The organism is Shinella sumterensis (assembly GCF_004514425.2).
Lineage (GTDB): Bacteria > Pseudomonadota > Alphaproteobacteria > Rhizobiales > Rhizobiaceae > Shinella > Shinella sumterensis.
In genome coordinates this window covers 113,976-133,700 of record NZ_MYFN02000009.1, presented here as the reverse complement: position 1 = coordinate 133,700, position 19,725 = coordinate 113,976, and the positions used below count along the sequence as shown (strand labels likewise).

Here is a 19,725-nt window from a genome sequence, read left to right as displayed (position 1 = left end):
ACTGAAATTCTAGTAGGCACTCCGATGATTATGCTAAAACGCATAATTCGATAATACTATGCTGATAGCTAGCCCGACGAATACAGTTCCACCCAAAACAAAATAAAGCTCGCGATCTGAATGAACAGGAAGTCCCGCGACGCCAACTTTTTGCAGTGCCACATCTTCACTCAGGCTACTATCGAACTCAAAGATCCGTTCACTTCCATCAACAATCAGAACGATGGCCTTATCCTTCACCAGCACCGCTCCAGTCGCTCTGTTGAGTGCATCGTTGAACGAAGGGCCATCTTGCAACAGTATATCGTTGTCACATGTTCGCGTTCAGGCCCCCCACAACTGTTCACGTTATGCCAATCAGTTAACTCCGAACGATGTCTTGCGATCATCCTTCACCGTCATTCCGTTTGACATCACGAAGAATGGTTTCAACGTTCTAATTTCATCGGGCGTCATAGTTCGAGGATCATCTTTGACAGCGATTAGATCGGCGACTTTCCCTGCGGCGATCGATCCGCGATCGTCCTCCTCACCAAGAGCTGCTGCTGCGTCGAGTGTATGCATTCGGAGAGCCTCCTCAAACGACAGGCTCTCGTCCGTATCAATGTAGATCCCAGAATAAGCTTGCCGCTTCATGCAGCACCAAATACTGAAGAATGGGTTTGTAGCTTCTCGTTCAGATCCAATCCAAACGTCCGAACTTCCCGAAAGGCGCCAACCCTGCTTGAGGAGTGTCTTGAATGGGAAGCGGCCCCTCGTTCCATATTCTCCGAGATAGTCGCTGAAATATTCTCCAAATGTGTAGAGGAATACTGGTTGAGGCACCGGAATTATACCTGCTCGAGCCCATTTGTCGGCAGTTCTCGAACTGGGCAAAAGATTTCCGGCGTGCTCAATTCGCATTCTAGATCTACCGGTTCCGGCGCCGCCGATCTTGTGAACCATATCGCAAAGCCAGTCTTGAGCGCGGTCGCCATTCGCGTGGACTGCAATCTGGAGCCCGCTTTCCTGCATCATCATGAAGGCGCGTCTAAGAAAATATTTATCGAAGGCGATGCTTCCGCTTCTGCCTGGATGCCCAACGTAGCAGCAATTTACAGCCGCGCTTTTTGCGGAGAAACCGCCGTCCGAAAACAACTTCAAACCTTGGATTCTGAGTTGCCACTCCGGAACCGTGAGCCTAATGTGATCGCGCCAGTTCTTAACGCGTTCCAGACTCTCAAGCGTGCCTGGCGACCAGAGATAAATTCGCATGCTGGCTGGAAGCTCGCCAGCTTCCGCGAGATCGTTCATGCACTCGATCCCAGCCACAGTCTCTGAGATTTCACCGATTGTAGTTACACCGTAGTCGGTGAAGTACTTCTGCAGACCCTCTTTGATTGCGTCCTTCAGCTGGCGCGAGTCAGGCGAAGGAAGAGGAAGCAGCGAATCCATTTCTTTAATAACGCCAGTCAGCTCTCCGTTCTCGTCCCTGATCACTTCGGGCGTTCCAGTTACGCTATGCTCTGGCGGTCGGAAATTTCGATCGATCCCGGCGATTTCCAGGGCCTTAGTATTAAGGACGGTGATATGTCCACCTGCACGAAGCGCGATTGGCCTATCCTTGCTGACCTGGTCCAACTCCGCCAAAGTTGGGAGCCGCCGCTCAGCCAGTTTGCGATCGAAAAACAAATTGGCCTGACCGACTAGCCATTCGCCCTTTTCAAGGTCGCCCTCGCCCGCCCTTAACGCATCCTGTACATCCGATACGGTACCGCATTCCGGGGCGCGGCAATCAATTGTCTTATATGATGTCCGACAAACTACTTCAGAATGCGCATGGACGTCTATGAAGCCGGGCAGGATCGTCGCGTCGCCTAGATCAATCAATTCAGCCCCATCAAATGCACCGACATCCTCGCGACGGATCATCCTAATGATGCGATGACCATCGACCACAACGCCCTGCCACTGGTCACTGTAGGCCTGACCGACGGGGATAACATTTTTACCGAGGATAACCTTCATCGCCTTCGTCCTTTTTTCGTTTGAGAAGACGGTACATAAGTCATTTTTCGTTGTCAAATGCTGTTAATGGTATTCTTTTCGTCTTAGTTCGCACTGAGAATTAATTGGGTTTCAAATATCCAACGCCAAAAAAAAGCGTGACGGACAAGGCATCGTCCATCACGCTGATCGGTATTGCTTCTATTTTAGAAGCTCACCGAGCTCTAGAAAGAGCTCTGATCCGGCTATCCCATCCGCTCCGACGCATATGATCCGGGACTGGGCGGAAAAACGATAGTACGATTACCATTTATGAAGGTACGGCGGTGGATATGGGCGTGGATCGCTCGGGCGAGAACCTGAGCCTCGACGTCACGGCCAAGTGAGACATAATCGTCTGCCGATTGCGCATGGGTGATCCGTACCGTGTCTTGTTCGATGATCGGACCCTCGTCCAGATCTTCGGTAACGTAATGCGCGGTGGCGCCGATCAGCTTCACGCCACGCTGATAGGCCTGCTTATAAGGGTTGGCACCCTTGAAGCTCGGCAGGAAAGAATGGTGGATGTTGATGATCTTGCCGGACATCTCCGCACACATCCGATCCGACAGGATCTGCATGTAGCGGGCGAGCACGATCAGTTCGGTGCCAGTGGACTGCACCAAATCCATGATCCGCGCTTCAGCCTCCGGCTTATTAGCCTTTGTGACGGGGATGTGGTGGAAGGGAATGTCGTGATTGACGACGACCTTCTGATAGTCGAAGTGATTGGACACCACTCCGACAATATCGATAGGCAGAGCACCTATCTTCCACCGGTAGAGCAGGTCGTTCAGGCAGTGTCCGAAGCGTGACACCATCAGCAAAACCTTCATTCGCGATGTGCCGTCATGAATCTGCGCATCCATGTCGAACTTCATCGCAATCGGCTTCAGGCCTTCGGCGAGTTCGTTCAATCCTTTGCCTTGCTCCGACAGAAAACTGACGCGCATGAAGAAACGGGCGGTATCCAGATCGTCGAACTGGGAGCTATCGACGATATTACAGCCTTGCTCCGCGAGATAACCGGAGAGAGCTGCCACGATGCCACGCGTCGATTTGCAGGTTACTGTGAGCGTAAATGTCGTCATCGGTTGGTCTTTCGCACAATCGTTGAAAAACCCCGCGCCGAAGCGCGGGGAGTAGGCCGCCAGAGGGGCGGCGGGGAAACGATCAAATATCGAGCGTCGTGTTTCGCTCCCAAGCGGTGAACTGTGAGCAGTAATTGTTCCACTCGCCGTGTTTCAGCTTGAGATAGGCCGACGAGAAATCCTTGCCGAGAGCAGCTTGAAGCTCTGTGTCTTTCTCATATTCGCGCAATGCATCGAGCAGGTTCAGTGGCAGTTTCGGCGCGTCGGTGACAGTATGGCCTTCCTTATACATGTCGATATCGTAGTGGCGGCCGGGATCCGAAGAAGTACGAATGCCTGAGAGACCCGCGGCAATGATGATGGCCTGCAAGAGGTAGGGATTGACTGCACCATCTGGTAGGCGCAATTCGAAACGACCAGGACCGGGGACCCGCACCATATGCGTGCGGTTATTGCCGGTCCATGTGACAGTGTTCGGCGCCCATGTCGCGCCCGAAGTCGTTCGCGGCGCGTTGATGCGCTTGTAGGAATTCACGGTCGGATTGGTGACAGCGGCCAGCGCCGAAGCATGCTTCATGATGCCCCCGAGGAAGGTCTTGCCCTGGGCTGAGAGACCGAACGGCATTGCCTTGTCGGCGAAGGCGTTCACCTTGCCGTCCAGATCCCAGACCGAGATATGCGCGTGGCATCCGTTACCCGTCAGACCCTGGAAAGGCTTCGGCATGAAAGTAGCGCGAAGGCCGTGCTTTTCGGCGATCGACTTGACCATGAACTTGAAGAACGAATGCTTGTCGGCGGTCGCCAGCGCGTCGTCATACTCCCAATTCATCTCGAACTGGCCGTTGGCGTCTTCGTGGTCGTTCTGATAAGGCTTCCACCCAAGCTCAAGCATCGCGTCGCAGATTTCCGCTATGACGTCGTAGCGGCGCAGCAGCGCTTGCTGGTCGTAGCAGGGCTTCTCTGCTGTATCGTACTCATCGGAAATTGCGCTACCATCGGGGGATATCAGGAAAAACTCCGGTTCCACGCCAGTCTTGACGCGAAGGCCCTTCTCCGCAGCTTCTGCGACCAGCTTTTTCAACAGAACGCGTGGCGCCTGCTCGACCGGCTGGTCTTCCATTACACAATCAGCGGCGACCCAGGCAACGTCCTTTTTCCAAGGCAACTGGATCACAGAAGACGGATCAGGGACTGCGAACAAATCAGGATGCGCAGGCGTGAGATCAAGCCAAGTGGCAAATCCTGCAAAACCTGCGCCATCCTTCTGCATACCGGCGATCGCTTCGGTTGGAACGAGCTTGGCTCGTTGGCCGCCGAATAGGTCCGTGTAGCTGATCATGAAATACTTGATGCCGTTCTTTTCGGCATATTGCGAGAGATCCAGTGTCACCGCGTTCCCCTTTTGGATATCAGACACTCTTGAAAGACAGGCCGCCCCCTCCCAAAGGCGGCTCGCCAGTTTTCAGATAAAATCAGAAGCCGCTCTTGCCCGGGTACCAGCTAGTACCGGCCAAGGGGACCTGCGCCATGGCGGCGGCCTCCATGGTCAATGCGCAGAGGTCTTCAGGCTCAAGATTATGCAGGTGGTTCTTGCCGCAGGCGCGCGCGATTGTTTGCGCTTCCAGCGTCATGACCTTGAGGTAGTTGGCGAGACGGCGTCCGGCCAGAACCGGATCAAGACGTGCGGCCAGCTCCGGATCCTGCGTGGTGATGCCGGCTGGATCCTTGCCTTCGTGCCAGTCGTCATAGGCGCCGGCCGTGGTGCCGAGCTTCCGATACTCGTCTTCCCACTTCGGATCGTTGTCACCGATGGCAACCAGTGCTGCCGTACCGATTGCAACGGCGTCAGCACCGAGTGCCATGGCTTTCGCCACGTCTGCACCGGAGCGAACACCACCGGAGATGATCAACTGAACCTTTCGGTGCATGCCCAGATCCTGAAGCGCCTGTACGGCGGGTCGAATGCAGGCGAGTGTCGGCATGCCGACATTTTCGATGAACACGTCCTGGGTGGCGGCAGTGCCACCCTGCATGCCATCCAGCACGACGACGTCGGCACCGGCCTTTACGGCAAGCGCAGTATCGTAATAGGGGCGTGCGCCACCGACCTTGACGTAGATCGGCTTTTCCCAGTCAGTAATCTCGCGCAGTTCGAGAATCTTGATTTCAAGATCATCCGGGCCGGTCCAGTCAGGATGGCGGCAGGCCGAACGCTGGTCGATTCCCTTTGGCAGATTGCGCATATTGGCAACGCGATCCGAAATCTTCTGGCCGAGCAGCATGCCACCGCCGCCTGGCTTCGCGCCCTGACCAACAACGACCTCGATTGCATCGGCGCGGCGCAGATCCACAGGGTTCATGCCGTAACGCGATGGAAGATACTGGTAGACCAGCGTCTGCGAATGGCCGCGCTCTTCGTCCGTCATGCCACCGTCACCGGTGGTGGTGGATGTGCCAGCCAGCGTTGCACCACGGCCGAGTGCTTCCTTGGCATTGCCGGAAAGCGCACCAAAGCTCATGCCGGCGATGGTGATCGGTGTCTTGAGCGTGATCGGCTTTTTGGCAAAACGTGTACCAAGCGTCACCGTTGTATCGCACTTCTCGCGGTAACCTTCGAGCGGATAACGCGAAATGGATGCGCCAAGGAACAGCAGGTCATCGAAATGCGGCACCTTGCGTTTGGTGCCGGCGCCACGAATATCGTAAATTCCGGTTGCCGCAGCGCGGCGGATTTCCGCCAGCGTGGCATCGTCGAAGGTGGCGGATTTGCGTGGCGGCGTCAGCGGGTTGTGATAGCTCATGATGGTCCCTCGCCTTAATACGCGTCGGCGTTGTCGATGTTGAAGTTGTAGAGCTTGCGGGCCGAGCCGTAGCGTTTGAACTCTTCCGGCTTGACGTCGGTGACGCCTGCCTTGGCCAGCAATTCGGCCAGCTTTTCCAGATGTTCGGGCCGCATTTCCTTTTCAATGCAATCCGAGCCGAGGCTTTTTACGGCGCCGCGCACGAACAGCTTGGCTTCGTAGATAGAATCTCCCAGCGCATCACCGGCATCACCCAACACAACGAGATGGCCGGATTGGCCCATGAAGGCCGACATGTGGCCGATCGAGCCGTGGACAACGATATCGATGCCCTTCATCGAAATGCCACAGCGCGAGGCAGCATTGCCCTTGATGACCAGCAGGCCGCCGCGACCGGTTGCGCCGGCATACTGCGAGGCATCGCCATCGATGAAGACGGCACCGGACATCATGTTTTCTGCAACGCCCGGACCGGCGGAGCCGTGTACCGTGACAGTGCCGCCGTCATTCATGCCTGCGCAATAATAACCGACGGAACCATGAACAGCGACCTTGACCGGGCTGTCGATACCGACGGCAACCGCATGGCTGCCGCGCGGGTTGATGACTTCGAATTCCGTGTCATTGGCACCGGCAGCAAGGCCGTGCAAGGCACTGTTGAGTTCGCGAAGCGGAGTGTTGGAAAGATCAAATGTCGGCATGGTCTCAAGCGGCCTTCTCGTGGTCCCAGAAATAGACGGTTGCCGGCTCCGGCTCCCAGACGCGGGCATTTTCGATGCCCGGCAGGTTGACCAAAGCGCGATATTCCGAACCGAAAGCGACATATTGGTCGGTTTCGGCCATGACGGCGGGTTTGCAGGCAATCGGGTCACGCACGACACCGAAACCCGACTTGGTGCCAACCACGAAGGTGAAGAAACCGTCGAGATCGTCGAGTGCGCCTTCCAGCGCCTGGCCGAGATCCTTGCCCTTGGCCATTTCGGCAGTGAGGTAGGCAGCAGCAACTTCAGAGTCGTTCTGTGTCTCGAAGGTCATGCCTTCACGCACCAGCTCGCGGCGCAGATTGTTGTGGTTGGATAGCGACCCATTGTGCACGAGGCACTGGTCGGCGCCTGTCGAAAACGGGTGCGCGCCAAGCGTGGTGACAGCCGATTCCGTGGCCATACGGGTGTGGCCAATGCCGTGGGTCCCAGCCATCGAGCGGACGTCAAAACGGGCAACCACATCCTTGGGAAGGCCAGTTTCCTTGTAGATTTCGACACTTTCGCCCGAGCCCATCACGCGAACGTCTGGGCGGATATTGGAAAGGACGCTTCGGACCGCATCAGCCTTGTCGGCCGGGATATCCAGAACTGCGTGGGTGCTCTTGATGACGATCGAAGCGTCAATACCCTCCGCCTTCAGTGCATCTGCAAGACCAGCGAAATCTGCATCAGGGTTGGCCGACTGCACAGTGACCTTGGCGCGGCCATTTGCTGCACTGCCGTAGATGGCGATGCCGGCGGAGTCAGGACCACGGTCGGTCATGACGATCAACATATCGGAAAGCAGCTCACCGAGCTGAGGTTCCAGGCTTTTGTCCTTCAGGAATAGTCCAACAATGCCGCACATGACGGTAGCCTCCATTCGTTTGCTGGAACGAAGAGCTACCACCCGATTTTTATCAAATCAACTCAAAAGAATAATTGTTTCCTAAAAAGAAACATCGGATATTTTTTCGTGCAGAATGCTCAAATATTCGCCTTGGTTGGGGCCTGGATGCTTATGAAATGGGCACGAACTAGTGGGTAATTGGGTTGAAGTTATTCCTCTCAGGAAACTCGCCCGCCATCCCGTTTGGGATAGGAGATGATCGAGAGATACCGACAGGGCAGTTTGACAAGCTGTTCTGGCCCGTGCGGCGCATCGGCATCAAAAAACAGGCTATCGCCCGGTTCCATCTGGTAGAGCTGGTCGCCGTGGCGATAAACCACTTCACCCTCCAGCATGAACAGAAACTCCATGCCTTCGTGCTGGAACGTCGGAAAAACGTCCGATTCTGCCGTCAGTGTGATGAGATAGGGTTCGACCGTGACGCCGCTTGAATTGTTATCGATATGGCCAAGTAGGCTGTATTGATGCCCGGCGCGGGTGCCGCGACGTTCGATATTGATGCCCTGCCCCGATTTGACGAAAGTGGCGTTCCGCGGTTCCTCGAAACGGCGGAAGAACGAGGTCAGCGGAACACCCAGCGCCTTTGACAGCGATTGCAGCGTCGTGAGCGAGGGAGAGATGTTGCCGTTTTCTATCTTCGACAACATGCCGACCGACATGCCGGTGGCGGTGGCGAGGTCGCTGACCGTGATGCCGAGCGCCTTGCGATAGGTGCGGACTTCGTGGCCGATGGCCATTTCCAGATTGTTTTCGCGCGGCTCGCGGGTGGCATGCGGGTCCTGCGACAAGGGCACCTGAGCCTGCCCTGACTTGACATTATCCCCTATCATTCCACACCTCTCTCATAATCTCAGTTAAATTCATTACAAGACCCCCCTACCTGGAGGAAATCTTCGATCGTAGCGAATTCGGCGTTAAGCCGAACCTAGCCTTGAACGTTCGGGAAAAGTGTCCGGCACTTGAGAACCCTGTCGCGAAAGCAACCTCGGAGATCGATAGCGGGCTTTGCTCCAGTAGCCGGCGGCCATGGTCGAGACGAATGTTACGGTAGGTCTCGAGAAAACCCATCCTCATGCTCTCCAGGAAGAGGCGATCGAGATGCCGCATGCTAACGCCGGCAAGTTTACTCATCTCGCTACGGCCAAGAGGACGCTCGATCGACGACTCCATTTTCTCAAGCACCACCAGCAGAGCAGGGTGATGAGTTCCAAAGCGTTCGGGCGCTGAGCCTCGCTGCGGAGCGCCGGGCTCCGCAACCTCAGAGTGGAGGAACCAGTCGCTAACGCGTCGAGCGAAATGCGACCCCATTCGCTCCGCGACCATCGCGTGCATCATGTCGAGTGGAGCAATGCCGCCCGCGCAGGTAACTCGATCGCCATCGAAAACGAAGCGCGCATGGCGCGGTACTAAATGGGGGAATGCTTCACGCAGTACGTCTGCATGCTCCCAGTGAATGGTGAAATCTCGATTATCTAGAAGCCCTGCTGCCGCCAAGACATACGCGCCGCTTGAGATGCCGCCGATTCTAACACCCTGCCGTGCCAGTCGTCGTAAAGTGGCATGTGCCGGTTCAGCCGAGGCCCAGTCCCTGGGACCGCCACCCGCACATACAAAAATCGTATGACACGATATGCCAAAACTCGCCAAGTCGGAGCATTCAACCGACAGACCTGACGAACTGGTCACCTCTCTTCCATCGACAGAGAGGTACATTGCTTCATAAAGCTCGGTGCCGGCGATAAGATTTGCCGCTCGCAACGGTTCTGCCGCCGATGCAAAAGACATCAGCGCGAAATTTGGAACGAGCAGGAAACCTATCCTCTGGGTCTTTCTAGCGTCGATTGCCTTCATGTCTCGTTTTTATTCCATTTCGTCTTCCTTGTGCAAGTCAGTCCGCTAGGTCGCCGATAGGCTGATCGTCACATACTTGAGGACCTGCAAATGCGATATTCCGCGCTTTCCATCTTTCTGAACGCCCTCAAGGGCAACACTTCCTGGGGCGCTGCCTGGCGCCAGCCTCAGCCCAAAGCGCATTACGACGTGATCATCGTCGGCGGCGGTGGGCACGGGCTGGCGACGGCCTACTATCTCGCCAAGGAATTCGGCATCACCAATGTCGCGGTGCTGGAGAAGGCCTATATCGGCGCGGGCAACGTCGGCCGCAACACGACCATCATCCGCTCCAACTACCTGCTGGAAGGGAACAATCCCTTCTACGAGTTGTCGATGAAGCTGTGGGAAGGGCTTGAGCAGGACTTTAATTTCAACGCGATGGTGTCGCAGCGTGGAGTCATCAATCTATATCACACGGATGCGCAGCGCGACGCCTTTACCCGGCGCGGCAATGCCATGCGCCTGCACGGCGTCGATGCCGATCTGCTAGATCGTGAACAGATCAAGGCCATGCTGCCCTTCCTCGACTTCGACAATGCTCGCTTCCCGGTTCAGGGCGGCTTGATGCAGAGGCGCGGCGGCACGGTGCGCCATGACGCCGTCGCCTGGGGCTATGCCCGCGGTGCTGATCAGCGCGGCGTCGACATCATCCAGAATTGTGAAGTCACCGGCATCCGCCGTGAGAACGGCCGTGCGATTGGCGTCGAAACCACCAAAGGCTTCATCTCCTGCGGAAAGCTGGCGCTCGCCGCGGCCGGCAATTCCTCCCGCGTGGCGGAGATGGCCGGGATGAAGCTACCGCTGGAAAGCCATGTGCTTCAGGCCTTCGTCTCCGAGGGTCTCAAGCCCTTCATCGACAATGTAGTCACCTTTGGTGCGGGACATTTCTACGTCTCGCAGTCCGATAAGGGCGGCCTCGTCTTCGGTGGGGATATCGACGGCTACAACTCCTATGCCCAGCGCGGCAATCTCGCTACGGTGGAGCATGTCGCTGAGGCCGGCAAGGCGATGATCCCGGCGCTGTCGCGCGTCCGCGTGCTGCGCTCCTGGGGCGGCATCATGGACATGTCTATGGACGGTACGCCGATCATCGACAAGACGCCGGTCGGGAATCTCTATCTCAATGCTGGCTGGTGCTATGGCGGTTTCAAGGCGACGCCTGCCTCCGGCTTCTGCTTCGCGCACCTTCTCGCGAAGGACGCATCGCACCCGACCACGCGGCAGATGCGCCTCGACAGGTTCGAGCGCGGCTACATGCTCGACGAAAAGGGCCAGGGTGCCCAGCCCAACCTCCACTGATCTGCCGGACAAGGATACCGAAATGGCCAGCCTCGTCACCTGCCCGCATTGCGGCAAAAGACCGAAGGAAGAATTCACCGTCAAGGGCGCGGCCCTTACCCGTCCCGCAGTGGATGCCGCACAGGACGTGTGGTTCGACTATGTGTATCTGCGCGACAATCCGCGTGGCGCCTATCAGGAATACTGGCACCACACATCCGGCTGCCGGCGCTGGCTGGTGGTGACACGCGACACCGCCACCCACGAGATTTTCCAATGCCACGATGCCGCCGAACGCGGCGAGGTAACCGCATGACTCCCTATCGTCTTTCCTCCGGCGGCCTGATCGATAGGTCGAGCCCCCTCTCCTTCTCCTTCGACGGCCAGCGCTTGAACGGCTTTGTCGGCGACAGCCTTGCCTCGGCGCTGCTGGCGAATGGCCGGTTGCTCGTCGGCCGCAGCTTCAAGTATCATCGCCCGCGAGGCATCCTGACCGCAGGCGCCGCCGAGCCGAACGCGCTGATGACCATCGGCCGCGATGGGCGCACCGAGCCCAATACCCGCGCCACCATGCAGGAGCTTTATCAGGGGCTGGAAGCGAAGAGCCAGAACTGCTGGCCTTCGCTCGATTTCGACATCGGTTCGGTCAACGGCCTGCTGTCGCCGTTCCTCAGTGCTGGCTTCTACTACAAGACCTTTATGTGGCCGGCGGGCCTTTGGGAACGGTTCTACGAGCCGGTCATCCGCCGCGCCGCCGGCCTGGGAAAGGCCACATATCAGGCTGATCCGGATGGTTATGAGAAGATCTGGGCGCATTGCGACCTCCTGGTCGTCGGCGCCGGCGCCACCGGCCTTGCCGCAGCGCTCGCCGCCGGTCGAGCCGGCGCAAAGGTTATTCTTGCCGATGAACATTCGCGGGCAGGCGGGGGTCTATTGTCGGAAACCGCGGCGGTCAGCGGCAACTCCGCCTCCGATTTCCTTGCCCAAACGCTGGCCGAGCTTGCTTCCTTGCCGAATGTCACGATCATGCCCCGCACCACCGTATTCGGCTGGTATGATGGCAATGTCTTCGGCGCAGTCGAACGGGTGCAGAAGCATGTCGAGATCCCTGCGACACACTTGCCCGTTGAACGAATGTGGCGCATCGCTGCCAAGCAGGCGCTTCTGGCCACCGGCGCGGAAGAACGCCCGCTCGTCTTCGGCGGCAACGACATTCCCGGTGTGATGCTGGCGGGCGCGATGCGCAGTTATCTCAACCGCTATGGCGTGGCCCCCGGCCGCCGCGTGGCGATCGTCACCAACAACGATAGTGCCTATGCGCTGGCCGGCGATCTCGAAAAGGCGGGCATCGTGCCCGTTGCCATTATCGACGGTCGGGCCGATGCACGGATCGAGGGTTATACCGGCAAGGCCCGGATGATCCGGGGCGGCTACGTGTCCGACGCTCATGGCGGTAAAGCACTCTCCTCGATCAGCATCTGGCAGAACGGCCACACGGAAAAGCTCGACGTCGACGCGCTCGCAATGTCGGGTGGCTTCAGCCCCATCATCCATCTCGCCTGCCATCGCGGCGGCAAGCCGCAATGGTCGGACGAGAAGTCCGCCTTCATGGCGCCCGATGGGTTGAACGGGCTTGCGCTGGCAGGTGCTTGCGCCGGTATCGATGGTCTCGCCGCCTGCTTGGAGGATGGCGCGGCCAAGGGCCTGGCGCTGGCGGCGGTGCTAGGCTTCGACGGCCATGCGCCGACCTTGCCAGAGATTTCGGGCGACATCGTAAACGCCGCCCCCGCGGCCTTCAAGATCATTCCCGGCGTGCGCGGCAAGGCTTTTGTCGACTACCAGAACGACGTCCATCGCAAGGATCTTGGACTGGCCGTGCGGGAAGGCTACGGCCATGTGGAGCTTGCCAAACGCTACACAACCTCCGGCATGGCAACCGATCAGGGCAAGCTCTCCAACGTCAACGCCATCGCCATTCTCGCTGAAGCGCGCGGCATCTCGCCGGCGCAAGTCGGCACCACCACCTTCCGCCCCTTCTATACGCCGGTGTCCTTCGGGGCGCTCACGGGCGTCTCGCATGGCAAGCATTTCCAACCGGTGCGCAAATCGCCGCTGCATGACTGGGCGAAGAAGAACGGCGCGACCTTTGTCGAAACTGGCCTCTGGTATCGCTCCGCCTGGTTCCAGCGTTCCGGCGAGACCGGCTGGCGCGAAAGCGTCGACCGCGAGGTCAAAAACGCCCGCATCAATGCCGGTCTCTGTGATGTTAGCATGCTCGGCAAGATCGAGATCACTGGGAAGGACGCCGCCGAATTCCTCAACCGCGTCTATTGCAACGCCTTCCTGAAACTGCCGGTTGGCAAGGCCCGTTACGGGCTGATGCTGCGTGAGGATGGCATGATCTACGACGACGGCACCACGAGCCGTCTCGAAGAGAACCGCTACTTTATGACGACCACGACGGCTTATGCGGCCGGGGTAATGAACCATCTGGAATTCTGCGCCCAGGCGCTGTGGCCGGATCTCGACGTACGTCTGGCTTCCGTCACCGATCAATGGGCGCAGATGGCGATCGTCGGCCCGAAGGCACGCACGATTCTCGAACGTATCGTCGATGCGGATATTTCCAACGAGGCCTTCCCATTCCTGGGTGCGGCCGAGGTCTCGCTGTTCGGCGGGCAGGTGCATGGCCGCCTGTTCCGCATCTCGTTTTCCGGTGAACTGGCCTATGAGTTGGCAGTGCCTGCCAGCTATGGCGAGGCGGTGGCCGACGCGTTCATGGAGGCCGGCAGCGCGCACGGCATCCAGCCCTACGGCGTCGAGGCGCTTTCGGTGCTGCGCATTGAGAAGGGCCATGTTACCCACAACGAGATCAACGGCACGGTCGTGCCTTCTGATCTCGGTTTCGGCAAGATGGTCTCCGCCAGCAAAGCCGATTTCATCGGCAAACGAATGCTGGCCCGCGAGGGTCTTCATTCGTCCGAGCGCCTGCAACTGGTCGGTGTCGTGCCGATCGATCCGGCGACGAGCTTCCGCAGCGGTTCGCATATCCTCGCCAAGGGCGCCGAAGCGACGCTGGAAAACGATCAGGGCTATGTCACTTCCAGCTGCTATTCACCGCATGTCGGCTCCGCCATCGGGCTGGCGCTGGTGCGGCGCGGACCGGAGCGGCACGGCGAAGAGGTGATGATCTGGAACGGGTTGCGTGGAGAGTTCACGCCCGGCCGTCTCGTCAGCCCCGTCTTCTTCGATCCCACCAATGAAAAACTACATATCTGAAGCCGGGAGGTGCACAATGTCGGAGTTCCGCGTCACTCTTAGCCCCGCGCTGGGCGGCCGAGCGGCCGTTTCCCGCAAGGGCATCAGCGTCGAAGCGCAGCCAGAGGGCACGCTGCTGCATCTTCTTGTCGACCCCACAATGGGCGATGCGGTTCGCTTAGCCGCCGATCTTATGGCCGCAGGCCTTGAACTCCGCCCGCTTACTACCGGCCAGTGGTTCGCTGTCGGCGATACAGCCCTCGCCCATGCCGATCTTGCCGCGCTCAGCGCGACATTGAAGCCGCAGGCGGATATAGTCGATCAGAGCCATGGTCGAGTACGTATTATCGTCAAGGGGAAGATGGCGGCTCGAGTTCTTTCCAAGGGCACCGCCGTCGATCTGGATATCGCGGTCTTCCCTGTCGGCCATGCGACGACGACTTTGTTTGGCCATATATCTGCACATGTGACGCGCATTGGCGAAGATGCCTTTGAACTGATCGTATTGCGCGGCTTCGCTGAAAGTCTATGGGACGAACTCGCCCAGATGAGCCTCGAATTCAGTTGATCGACTAAGCCAAGGATAAACAATCATGACGACTATCATCGATGGAAAGGCGGTGGCCGCTTCGGTTATCGCGTCGATCAAGGTTGCCCACGAGGCGCTGGAGGCCGTCGGCGGACTTAAGGCTGGGTTGGCCGTCGTCATCGTCGGAGACGATCCAGCAAGCCACGCGTATGTCGGCGCCAAGGGCCGAATGGCCAAGGAATGCGGTTTCGTGTCAGTGCAGCATACGCTGCCGGAACAAACAAGCCAGAAGGCACTGTTGGCACTCTTGGAAGAGTTGAATCGCCAAGAGACGATCCACGGTATTCTGGTTCAACTGCCCCTGCCCGGCCATCTGAACTCCGAACAGGTAATACAGGCGATCAGCCCGGAAAAGGACGTGGATGGCCTGCACGTAGTCAACGCTGGCAAGCTGGCGACCGGCGATCTCGCGACCGGCCTGATTTCCTGCACGCCGGCTGGCGCTATGGCGCTGTTGGCTGGCATCCACGGCCCGGATCTCTCCGGCCTCAATGCAGTCGTCATCGGCCGCTCCAACCTGTTCGGCAAACCGATGGGGCAATTGCTGCTCAACGCCAATGCCACGGTGACGATCGCACATTCGCGAACAAAGGATCTGGCCGGCATCTGCCGGAAGGCCGATATCCTCGTCGCCGCCGTCGGCCGTGCCGAAATGGTCAAGCAGGACTGGATCAATCCGGGTGCCACGGTCATCGATGTCGGTATCAATCGTGTGGCCGCACCTGAACGCGGCGAAGGCAAGACGAAACTCGTCGGCGACGTGGATTTCGGTGCATGCGCAGAGACTGCCGGAGTGATCACGCCGGTTCCCGGCGGTGTCGGGCCGATGACGATTGCTATGCTGATGGCCAATACGGTGATTGCCGCATCGCAGCAACTAGGCCTTCCGCGGCCAGTCTTTTGAGCAGTATTGCAAAAGTCAGAGCAAAGCGCGGCAACGCTTTTTGCTCACGGCTTTGTAGTGTGTGCGAAGTGTTCTCGCATCGCGCGACAGCACTGTCACAATGCCACCCCGATCCATGAGAGCCTGCAGATCGCGCAGCCCCAGGGCATGTTCAATATCGAAGATCCGCGCAAAGCTACGACTATCGTGAGCAATGCCGATCTTGGCTGCCACGAGTATGGCGGCTTGAACCGCGTTGAGGCTTATGTCGCCGATTTGGGCTGCCTCAACGAGCGACAGAAAGCGACTGGCGTCTATCGGCCCGTTGCTCACGCAGCCTCTGTTCTGAAGGATACCATGATAGATTTCGACGTAGGAGTATCGCTTTCTTCGCCGGCACTGCCCAGCGGCACCAATATGTTTAGTTCGGGATAATAGCCCGCGACGCTGCCACGCGGAATGTCGTAAGGCACGAAGCGGAAGCTGCGCGCAACCCGCTCGACGCCATCGTCATATTCGCCGATCACATCCACGCGATCGCCGGCAGCGGCATTCATATCCTTCAGATCGTCGGGGTGGATGAAGATGACATGCCGCTCACCGTAAACGCCGCGATAACGATCATCCAGCCCGTAGACGGTCGTATTGTACTGATCGTGGGAGCGGAAGGTCTGGAGAGCGAAGCGGCCCTTCGATTTCCGAGCCTGCTGATGCGGTGTTTCCGCCGGTAGGGCGGCAGCCGCAAACGACGCCTTGCCCGATGTCGTATCCCACTCCCGATGCGACGCGGAATTGCGCAGGAGGAAGCCGCGCGGCTTGCGCAATCTCGCATTATAATCCTCGAAGCCGGGGATTGTCGCTTCGATATGGTCGCGGATAAGATCGTAATCCTCGGCCAGTTCCTCCCAGTCCACCACGGACGAGCCGACCGTCGCCTGGGCGATGCCGGCGATAATGGCCACTTCGGACAGAAGATGCGGCGATGCCGGACGATTGATGCCAGCAGAGCCGTGCACCATGCTCATCGAATCCTCGACGCTGATCAGTTGCGACTGTCCGCCGGTGTTGAGGTCCATCTCCGTTCGTCCGAGGCAGGGCAGGATGAAGGAGGCCTCGCCAGGCATAAGATGTGAATGATTGGGCTTGGTGGCAATGTTCATCGTCAGTTTCAGCCGCCGAAGCGCCTTTTCGACCAACGCGCTGTCAGGCGTCGCGCGGGCGAAATTGCCGCCGAGGCCGATGAAAGCCTGCGCCGAGCCATCGAGCATGGCGCCGATGGCGGCCAGCACGTTATGTCCTTCCCGGCGCGGCATCGTAACGCCGAACTGCTTTTCCAGGGCGTCGAGAAAGGCCGCCGGCGGCTTCTCGTTGATCCCCACAGTCCTGTCGCCCTGGACATTGGAATGGCCGCGAACCGGACACAGGCCGGCACCGGGTTTGCCGACATTGCCACGCAGGAACATGAAATTAGCGATTTCCCGGATCGTTGCCACCGAATGCACATGCTGCGTGACGCCCATGGCCCAGGTGCAGATGACCCGCTCGGCCGCCATGTAGACGGCGGCGGCGCGCTCTAAATCTTCGCGCGTCAGGCCGGACTGATCTTCGATCTCCGACCAGCCGGTCGCTTCGACGCTGGCACGGTAGTCTTCGAAGCCGCTGCAATGCTCCGCCAGGAAAGCATGGTCGAGAACGGACGGATTGCCGGCGGTAAGCGCTGCCGCCTCGGCGGAGAACACGGCCTTCGCCATGCCGCGCACGGCTGCCATGTCTCCGCCGAGGCGGGGCTGGAAATAATGGCTGGCAATATCCGTCGAGCCGCCGCGCAGCATTTCGATCTTGTCCTGCGGATCGGAGAAGCGCTCCAGACCCTTTTCACGGACGGGATTGAATACCACGATGCGAGCGCCGCGTATGGCGGCGCGGCGCAGGTCGCCTAGCATGCGCGGATGATTGGTGCCCGGATTCTGGCCGATGACGAAAATGGCATCCGCCTTCTCGAAATCCTCCAGCAAGACGGTGCCCTTGCCGATCCCGATCGCCTGGCGAAGCGCGACACCGCTCGCCTCGTGGCACATGTTCGAGCAATCGGGGAAATTGTTGGTGCCGTAGAGCCGCACGAACAACTGATAGAGGTAGGCTGCCTCGTTGCTGGCGCGTCCCGACGTGTAGAATTCCGCCCGGTCGGGATGATCGAAGCTGTTGAGGATCGCGCCGATCTCGGCAAAAGCATCCTCCCAGCTGACGGCCAGATAGCGGTCGCTTTGGGCATCGTAGCGCAGCGGATGCGTCAGGCGGCCATGCAGCTCCAGCTCGAAATCGGTGAGGCGACGAAGCTCGCTGACGGTGTTTCGTTCGAAGAGATCCGGCGTGGCGCGTTTTTCGGTCGCCTCCCAGGCGACGGCCTTGACGCCGTTCTCGCAAAATTCGAAAGACGAGCCATGGGCCGGATCGCCCCAGGCGCATCCGGGACAATCGAAGCCGTCAGGCTGGTTGGCCTTGAGCATGGTACGCGCGCCGGAAATCGGCCCGCCGCTTTGCAGCAATCGCTTGCCGCAGCTTTTCAGGGCTCCCCAGCCTCCGGCGGCAGAGGATCTCTTGCCAATGAATGTCTTGTCCATCAACTTCGCGTTCGTATTTCACGCGCGCTCCAGAGCATCAACTCTGGCTCGATCGGCAAATCCATCGATATTGCGCTTAAACTTAGCTATCAGTTTACGTCGAGGCAAAGGTACTTGAGCTCAACGTAGTCATCGATGCCATATTTTGAACCTTCCCGCCCCTGTCCCGATTGCTTTGTCCCGCCAAAAGGAGCGACTTCTGTAGAGATTAGTCCGGTGTTGATACCCACCATTCCGTATTCGAGCGCCTCCGCCACTCGAAACACACGGGACATATCTTTCGCGTAGAAATATGACGCAAGACCGAACTCTGTGTCGTTCGCAAGCTCGATAACATCGTCCTCAGTCTCGAATTTGAACAGCGGCGCAACGGGACCAAACGTTTCCTCGCGCGCAACTTTCATTTCAGACGTGACACCTGTCAGTACCGTCGGCTGGAAGAACAGACCGCCTCTTTCGTCTAGCTTTCCTCCGACGGCGATTCTTGCACCCTTTTCCAGTGCGTCGGCGATATGTTCCTCGACCTTTTCTACCGCCTTAACCGTAATCAGCGGCCCGGCTGCGACGTCCTGCTCGAACCCATCGCCAACCTTGAGGGTCGATACCCTAGCTGCAAGCTTTTCTGCGAAGGCATCATACACGGCCGCTTGCACGTAAAGACGGTTGGCGCACACGCAGGTCTGACCGTTGTTGCGATATTTGGAAACCATCGCGCCTTCCACTGCAGCATCGAGATCAGCGTCTTCAAAGACGATGAATGGCGCGTTCCCACCTAGTTCGAGGCCCAGTTTCATAATTTGCTCGGAACCCTGCCTCATTAAAATCTTTCCAACCGCGGTCGAACCGGTGAACGTCAGTTTCCTCACCAAACTGTTTTCGGTGAATTCCTTCCCGATCTCGGATGATGCTGTCGAGGTGATAACGCTTAGGAGGCCTGGAGGTACGCCAGCACGTTCTGCGAGAACTGCCAATGCTATCGCAGAGAGCGGAGTTTCAGTCGCTGGTCGAGAAACCATCGCACACCCCGCCGCCAAAGCTGGCGCAAGCTTTCTGGCGAGCATTGCGTTTGGGAAATTCCAAGGAGTAATCGCAGCAACAACACCGATTGGCTGCTTGATGACGATGATGCGTTTGTCTCGCTGGTGACCGGGGATGGTATCGCCATAGATACGTTTCGCTTCTTCCGCAAACCACTCTATATACGATGCGCCGTACAATACCTCGCCCTTTGCTTCGGGAAATGGTTTTCCCATTTCCGAAGTTAAGATCGTTGCCAGGTCATCGGCATTTGCGACGATGAGACTGAACAGGTTTTTCAGGATAGAGGATCGTTCTTTCGCACTCATTTTCGCCCAGCTCTTCTGCTGAACGCTGGCAATTGAAATGGCACGCTTTGCTTCGGTTCGACTCAGATCAGGCAGCGATGCCAACAGATCTCCCGTTGACGGATTGAAAACATCAAACCTCTTTCTGCTCTCCGCTTCATCAATCCACACCCCCCCGATATACGCGGAACTCACAACAAGACTTTCGTCATTCAGTTTCGAAAGGAGTGTCTTTGAGATGGGCATATTGATCCGTCGCGTTAGATGAGGATTCGAAATCGAAGTGGTTTGCATTCACAGCGAGGCAG

At 58.1% G+C, this 19,725-nt stretch carries 17 protein-coding genes; 5 read left to right on the top strand and 12 right to left on the bottom strand.

The genetic code is table 11. The features are described from left to right. Positions 1 to 33: 33 nt before the first annotated feature. From B5M41_RS17325 to B5M41_RS17285, 9 genes are all read right to left on the bottom strand, one after another. Entirely contained in the window at positions 34 to 297 is a 264-nt protein-coding gene (locus B5M41_RS17325; protein WP_134653289.1) for a hypothetical protein, read from the bottom strand. A 60-nt stretch (positions 298 to 357) separates the two neighbouring features. After that, on the bottom strand, positions 358 to 2,007 hold the full coding sequence (locus tag B5M41_RS17320) for an amidohydrolase (RefSeq protein ID WP_134653287.1): 1,650 nt from the start codon (positions 2,005 to 2,007) through the stop codon (positions 358 to 360). 224 nt (positions 2,008 to 2,231) lie between these two features. Beyond that, on the bottom strand, positions 2,232 to 3,116 hold the full coding sequence (gene purU / locus B5M41_RS17315; protein ID WP_134653284.1) for a formyltetrahydrofolate deformylase: 885 nt from the start codon (positions 3,114 to 3,116) through the stop codon (positions 2,232 to 2,234). Positions 3,117 to 3,198: 82 nt separating this feature from the next. Next, entirely contained in the window at positions 3,199 to 4,506 is a 1,308-nt protein-coding gene (glnT, locus tag B5M41_RS17310) for a type III glutamate--ammonia ligase (protein WP_230640182.1), read from the bottom strand. 82 nt (positions 4,507 to 4,588) lie between these two features. Continuing rightward, the gene (locus B5M41_RS17305; RefSeq protein WP_134653085.1) at positions 4,589 to 5,917 is read right to left on the bottom strand and encodes an FMN-binding glutamate synthase family protein; all 1,329 of its coding nucleotides are present in this window, start codon (positions 5,915 to 5,917) and stop codon (positions 4,589 to 4,591) included. 14 nt (positions 5,918 to 5,931) lie between these two features. Continuing rightward, the gene (locus tag B5M41_RS17300; RefSeq protein ID WP_134653083.1) at positions 5,932 to 6,618 is read right to left on the bottom strand and encodes a GltB/FmdC/FwdC-like GXGXG domain-containing protein; all 687 of its coding nucleotides are present in this window, start codon (positions 6,616 to 6,618) and stop codon (positions 5,932 to 5,934) included. Between the two features lie 4 nt (positions 6,619 to 6,622). Next, positions 6,623 to 7,528 (bottom strand): class II glutamine amidotransferase, encoded by a 906-nt coding sequence (locus tag B5M41_RS17295; RefSeq protein WP_134653087.1) that lies wholly within the window; start codon positions 7,526 to 7,528, stop codon positions 6,623 to 6,625. A gap of 200 nt (positions 7,529 to 7,728) precedes the next feature. Then, positions 7,729 to 8,400: a helix-turn-helix domain-containing protein gene (locus B5M41_RS17290; protein ID WP_134653081.1), complete on the bottom strand. Its 672-nt coding sequence runs from the start codon at positions 8,398 to 8,400 to the stop codon at positions 7,729 to 7,731. A 46-nt stretch (positions 8,401 to 8,446) separates the two neighbouring features. Next, positions 8,447 to 9,421 carry a GlxA family transcriptional regulator gene (locus B5M41_RS17285; RefSeq protein ID WP_134653079.1) on the bottom strand — a complete coding sequence of 325 codons (975 nt, stop codon included), beginning with the start codon at positions 9,419 to 9,421 and terminating at the stop codon, positions 8,447 to 8,449. A gap of 90 nt (positions 9,422 to 9,511) precedes the next feature. On the opposite strand from B5M41_RS17285, the gene B5M41_RS17280 reads away from it, so the two are divergent. The 5 genes from B5M41_RS17280 to folD are packed head-to-tail and all read left to right on the top strand — an operon-like array spanning position 9,512 to position 15,492. Beyond that, complete coding sequence (locus B5M41_RS17280) at positions 9,512 to 10,762, top strand: sarcosine oxidase subunit beta family protein (protein ID WP_134653077.1); 1,251 nt, start codon at positions 9,512 to 9,514, stop codon at positions 10,760 to 10,762. Between the two features lie 22 nt (positions 10,763 to 10,784). Further along, positions 10,785 to 11,057 (top strand): sarcosine oxidase subunit delta, encoded by a 273-nt coding sequence (locus tag B5M41_RS17275; protein ID WP_134653075.1) that lies wholly within the window; start codon positions 10,785 to 10,787, stop codon positions 11,055 to 11,057. Next, positions 11,054 to 14,020: a sarcosine oxidase subunit alpha gene (locus B5M41_RS17270; protein ID WP_230640180.1), complete on the top strand. Its 2,967-nt coding sequence runs from the start codon at positions 11,054 to 11,056 to the stop codon at positions 14,018 to 14,020. Before B5M41_RS17275 ends, B5M41_RS17270 begins: the two co-directional genes overlap by 4 nt. A 16-nt stretch (positions 14,021 to 14,036) precedes the next feature. Beyond that, on the top strand, positions 14,037 to 14,567 hold the full coding sequence (locus B5M41_RS17265) for a sarcosine oxidase subunit gamma family protein (protein ID WP_134652988.1): 531 nt from the start codon (positions 14,037 to 14,039) through the stop codon (positions 14,565 to 14,567). A 25-nt stretch (positions 14,568 to 14,592) separates the two neighbouring features. Then, positions 14,593 to 15,492, top strand: coding sequence for a bifunctional methylenetetrahydrofolate dehydrogenase/methenyltetrahydrofolate cyclohydrolase FolD (gene folD / locus B5M41_RS17260; RefSeq protein WP_134652986.1), 900 nt, complete (start codon positions 14,593 to 14,595; stop codon positions 15,490 to 15,492). A gap of 15 nt (positions 15,493 to 15,507) precedes the next feature. On the opposite strand, the gene B5M41_RS17255 is transcribed toward folD, so the two are convergent. The 3 genes from B5M41_RS17255 to B5M41_RS17245 form a co-directional block, all read right to left on the bottom strand. After that, a complete protein-coding gene (locus B5M41_RS17255; RefSeq protein ID WP_134652984.1) occupies positions 15,508 to 15,804 on the bottom strand; it encodes a hypothetical protein in 297 nt (98 codons plus the stop codon). Further along, positions 15,801 to 18,092: an FdhF/YdeP family oxidoreductase gene (locus B5M41_RS17250; protein ID WP_134652982.1), complete on the bottom strand. Its 2,292-nt coding sequence runs from the start codon at positions 18,090 to 18,092 to the stop codon at positions 15,801 to 15,803. Before B5M41_RS17250 ends, B5M41_RS17255 begins: the two co-directional genes overlap by 4 nt. A gap of 89 nt (positions 18,093 to 18,181) precedes the next feature. Continuing rightward, positions 18,182 to 19,663 (bottom strand): NAD-dependent succinate-semialdehyde dehydrogenase, encoded by a 1,482-nt coding sequence (locus tag B5M41_RS17245; protein WP_134652980.1) that lies wholly within the window; start codon positions 19,661 to 19,663, stop codon positions 18,182 to 18,184. Between the last annotated feature and the right edge of the window lie 62 nt (positions 19,664 to 19,725).

Bases quoted from the DNA above. Each gene is read 5' to 3' on its own strand.
- B5M41_RS17320 (WP_134653287.1), bottom strand. From the start codon at position 2,007: ATGAAGGTTATCCTCGGTAAAAATGTTATCCCCGTCGGTCAGGCCTAC.
- purU (WP_134653284.1), bottom strand. From the start codon at position 3,116: ATGACGACATTTACGCTCACAGTAACCTGCAAATCGACGCGTGGCATC.
- B5M41_RS17305 (WP_134653085.1), bottom strand. From the start codon at position 5,917: ATGAGCTATCACAACCCGCTGACGCCGCCACGCAAATCCGCCACCTTC.
- B5M41_RS17300 (WP_134653083.1), bottom strand. From the start codon at position 6,618: ATGCCGACATTTGATCTTTCCAACACTCCGCTTCGCGAACTCAACAGT.
- B5M41_RS17295 (WP_134653087.1), bottom strand. From the start codon at position 7,528: ATGTGCGGCATTGTTGGACTATTCCTGAAGGACAAAAGCCTGGAACCT.
- B5M41_RS17290 (WP_134653081.1), bottom strand. From the start codon at position 8,400: ATGATAGGGGATAATGTCAAGTCAGGGCAGGCTCAGGTGCCCTTGTCG.
- B5M41_RS17285 (WP_134653079.1), bottom strand. From the start codon at position 9,421: ATGAAGGCAATCGACGCTAGAAAGACCCAGAGGATAGGTTTCCTGCTC.
- B5M41_RS17280 (WP_134653077.1), top strand. From the start codon at position 9,512: ATGCGATATTCCGCGCTTTCCATCTTTCTGAACGCCCTCAAGGGCAAC.
- B5M41_RS17275 (WP_134653075.1), top strand. From the start codon at position 10,785: ATGGCCAGCCTCGTCACCTGCCCGCATTGCGGCAAAAGACCGAAGGAA.
- B5M41_RS17270 (WP_230640180.1), top strand. From the start codon at position 11,054: ATGACTCCCTATCGTCTTTCCTCCGGCGGCCTGATCGATAGGTCGAGC.
- B5M41_RS17265 (WP_134652988.1), top strand. From the start codon at position 14,037: ATGTCGGAGTTCCGCGTCACTCTTAGCCCCGCGCTGGGCGGCCGAGCG.
- folD (WP_134652986.1), top strand. From the start codon at position 14,593: ATGACGACTATCATCGATGGAAAGGCGGTGGCCGCTTCGGTTATCGCG.
- B5M41_RS17250 (WP_134652982.1), bottom strand. From the start codon at position 18,092: ATGGACAAGACATTCATTGGCAAGAGATCCTCTGCCGCCGGAGGCTGG.
- B5M41_RS17245 (WP_134652980.1), bottom strand. From the start codon at position 19,663: ATGCCCATCTCAAAGACACTCCTTTCGAAACTGAATGACGAAAGTCTT.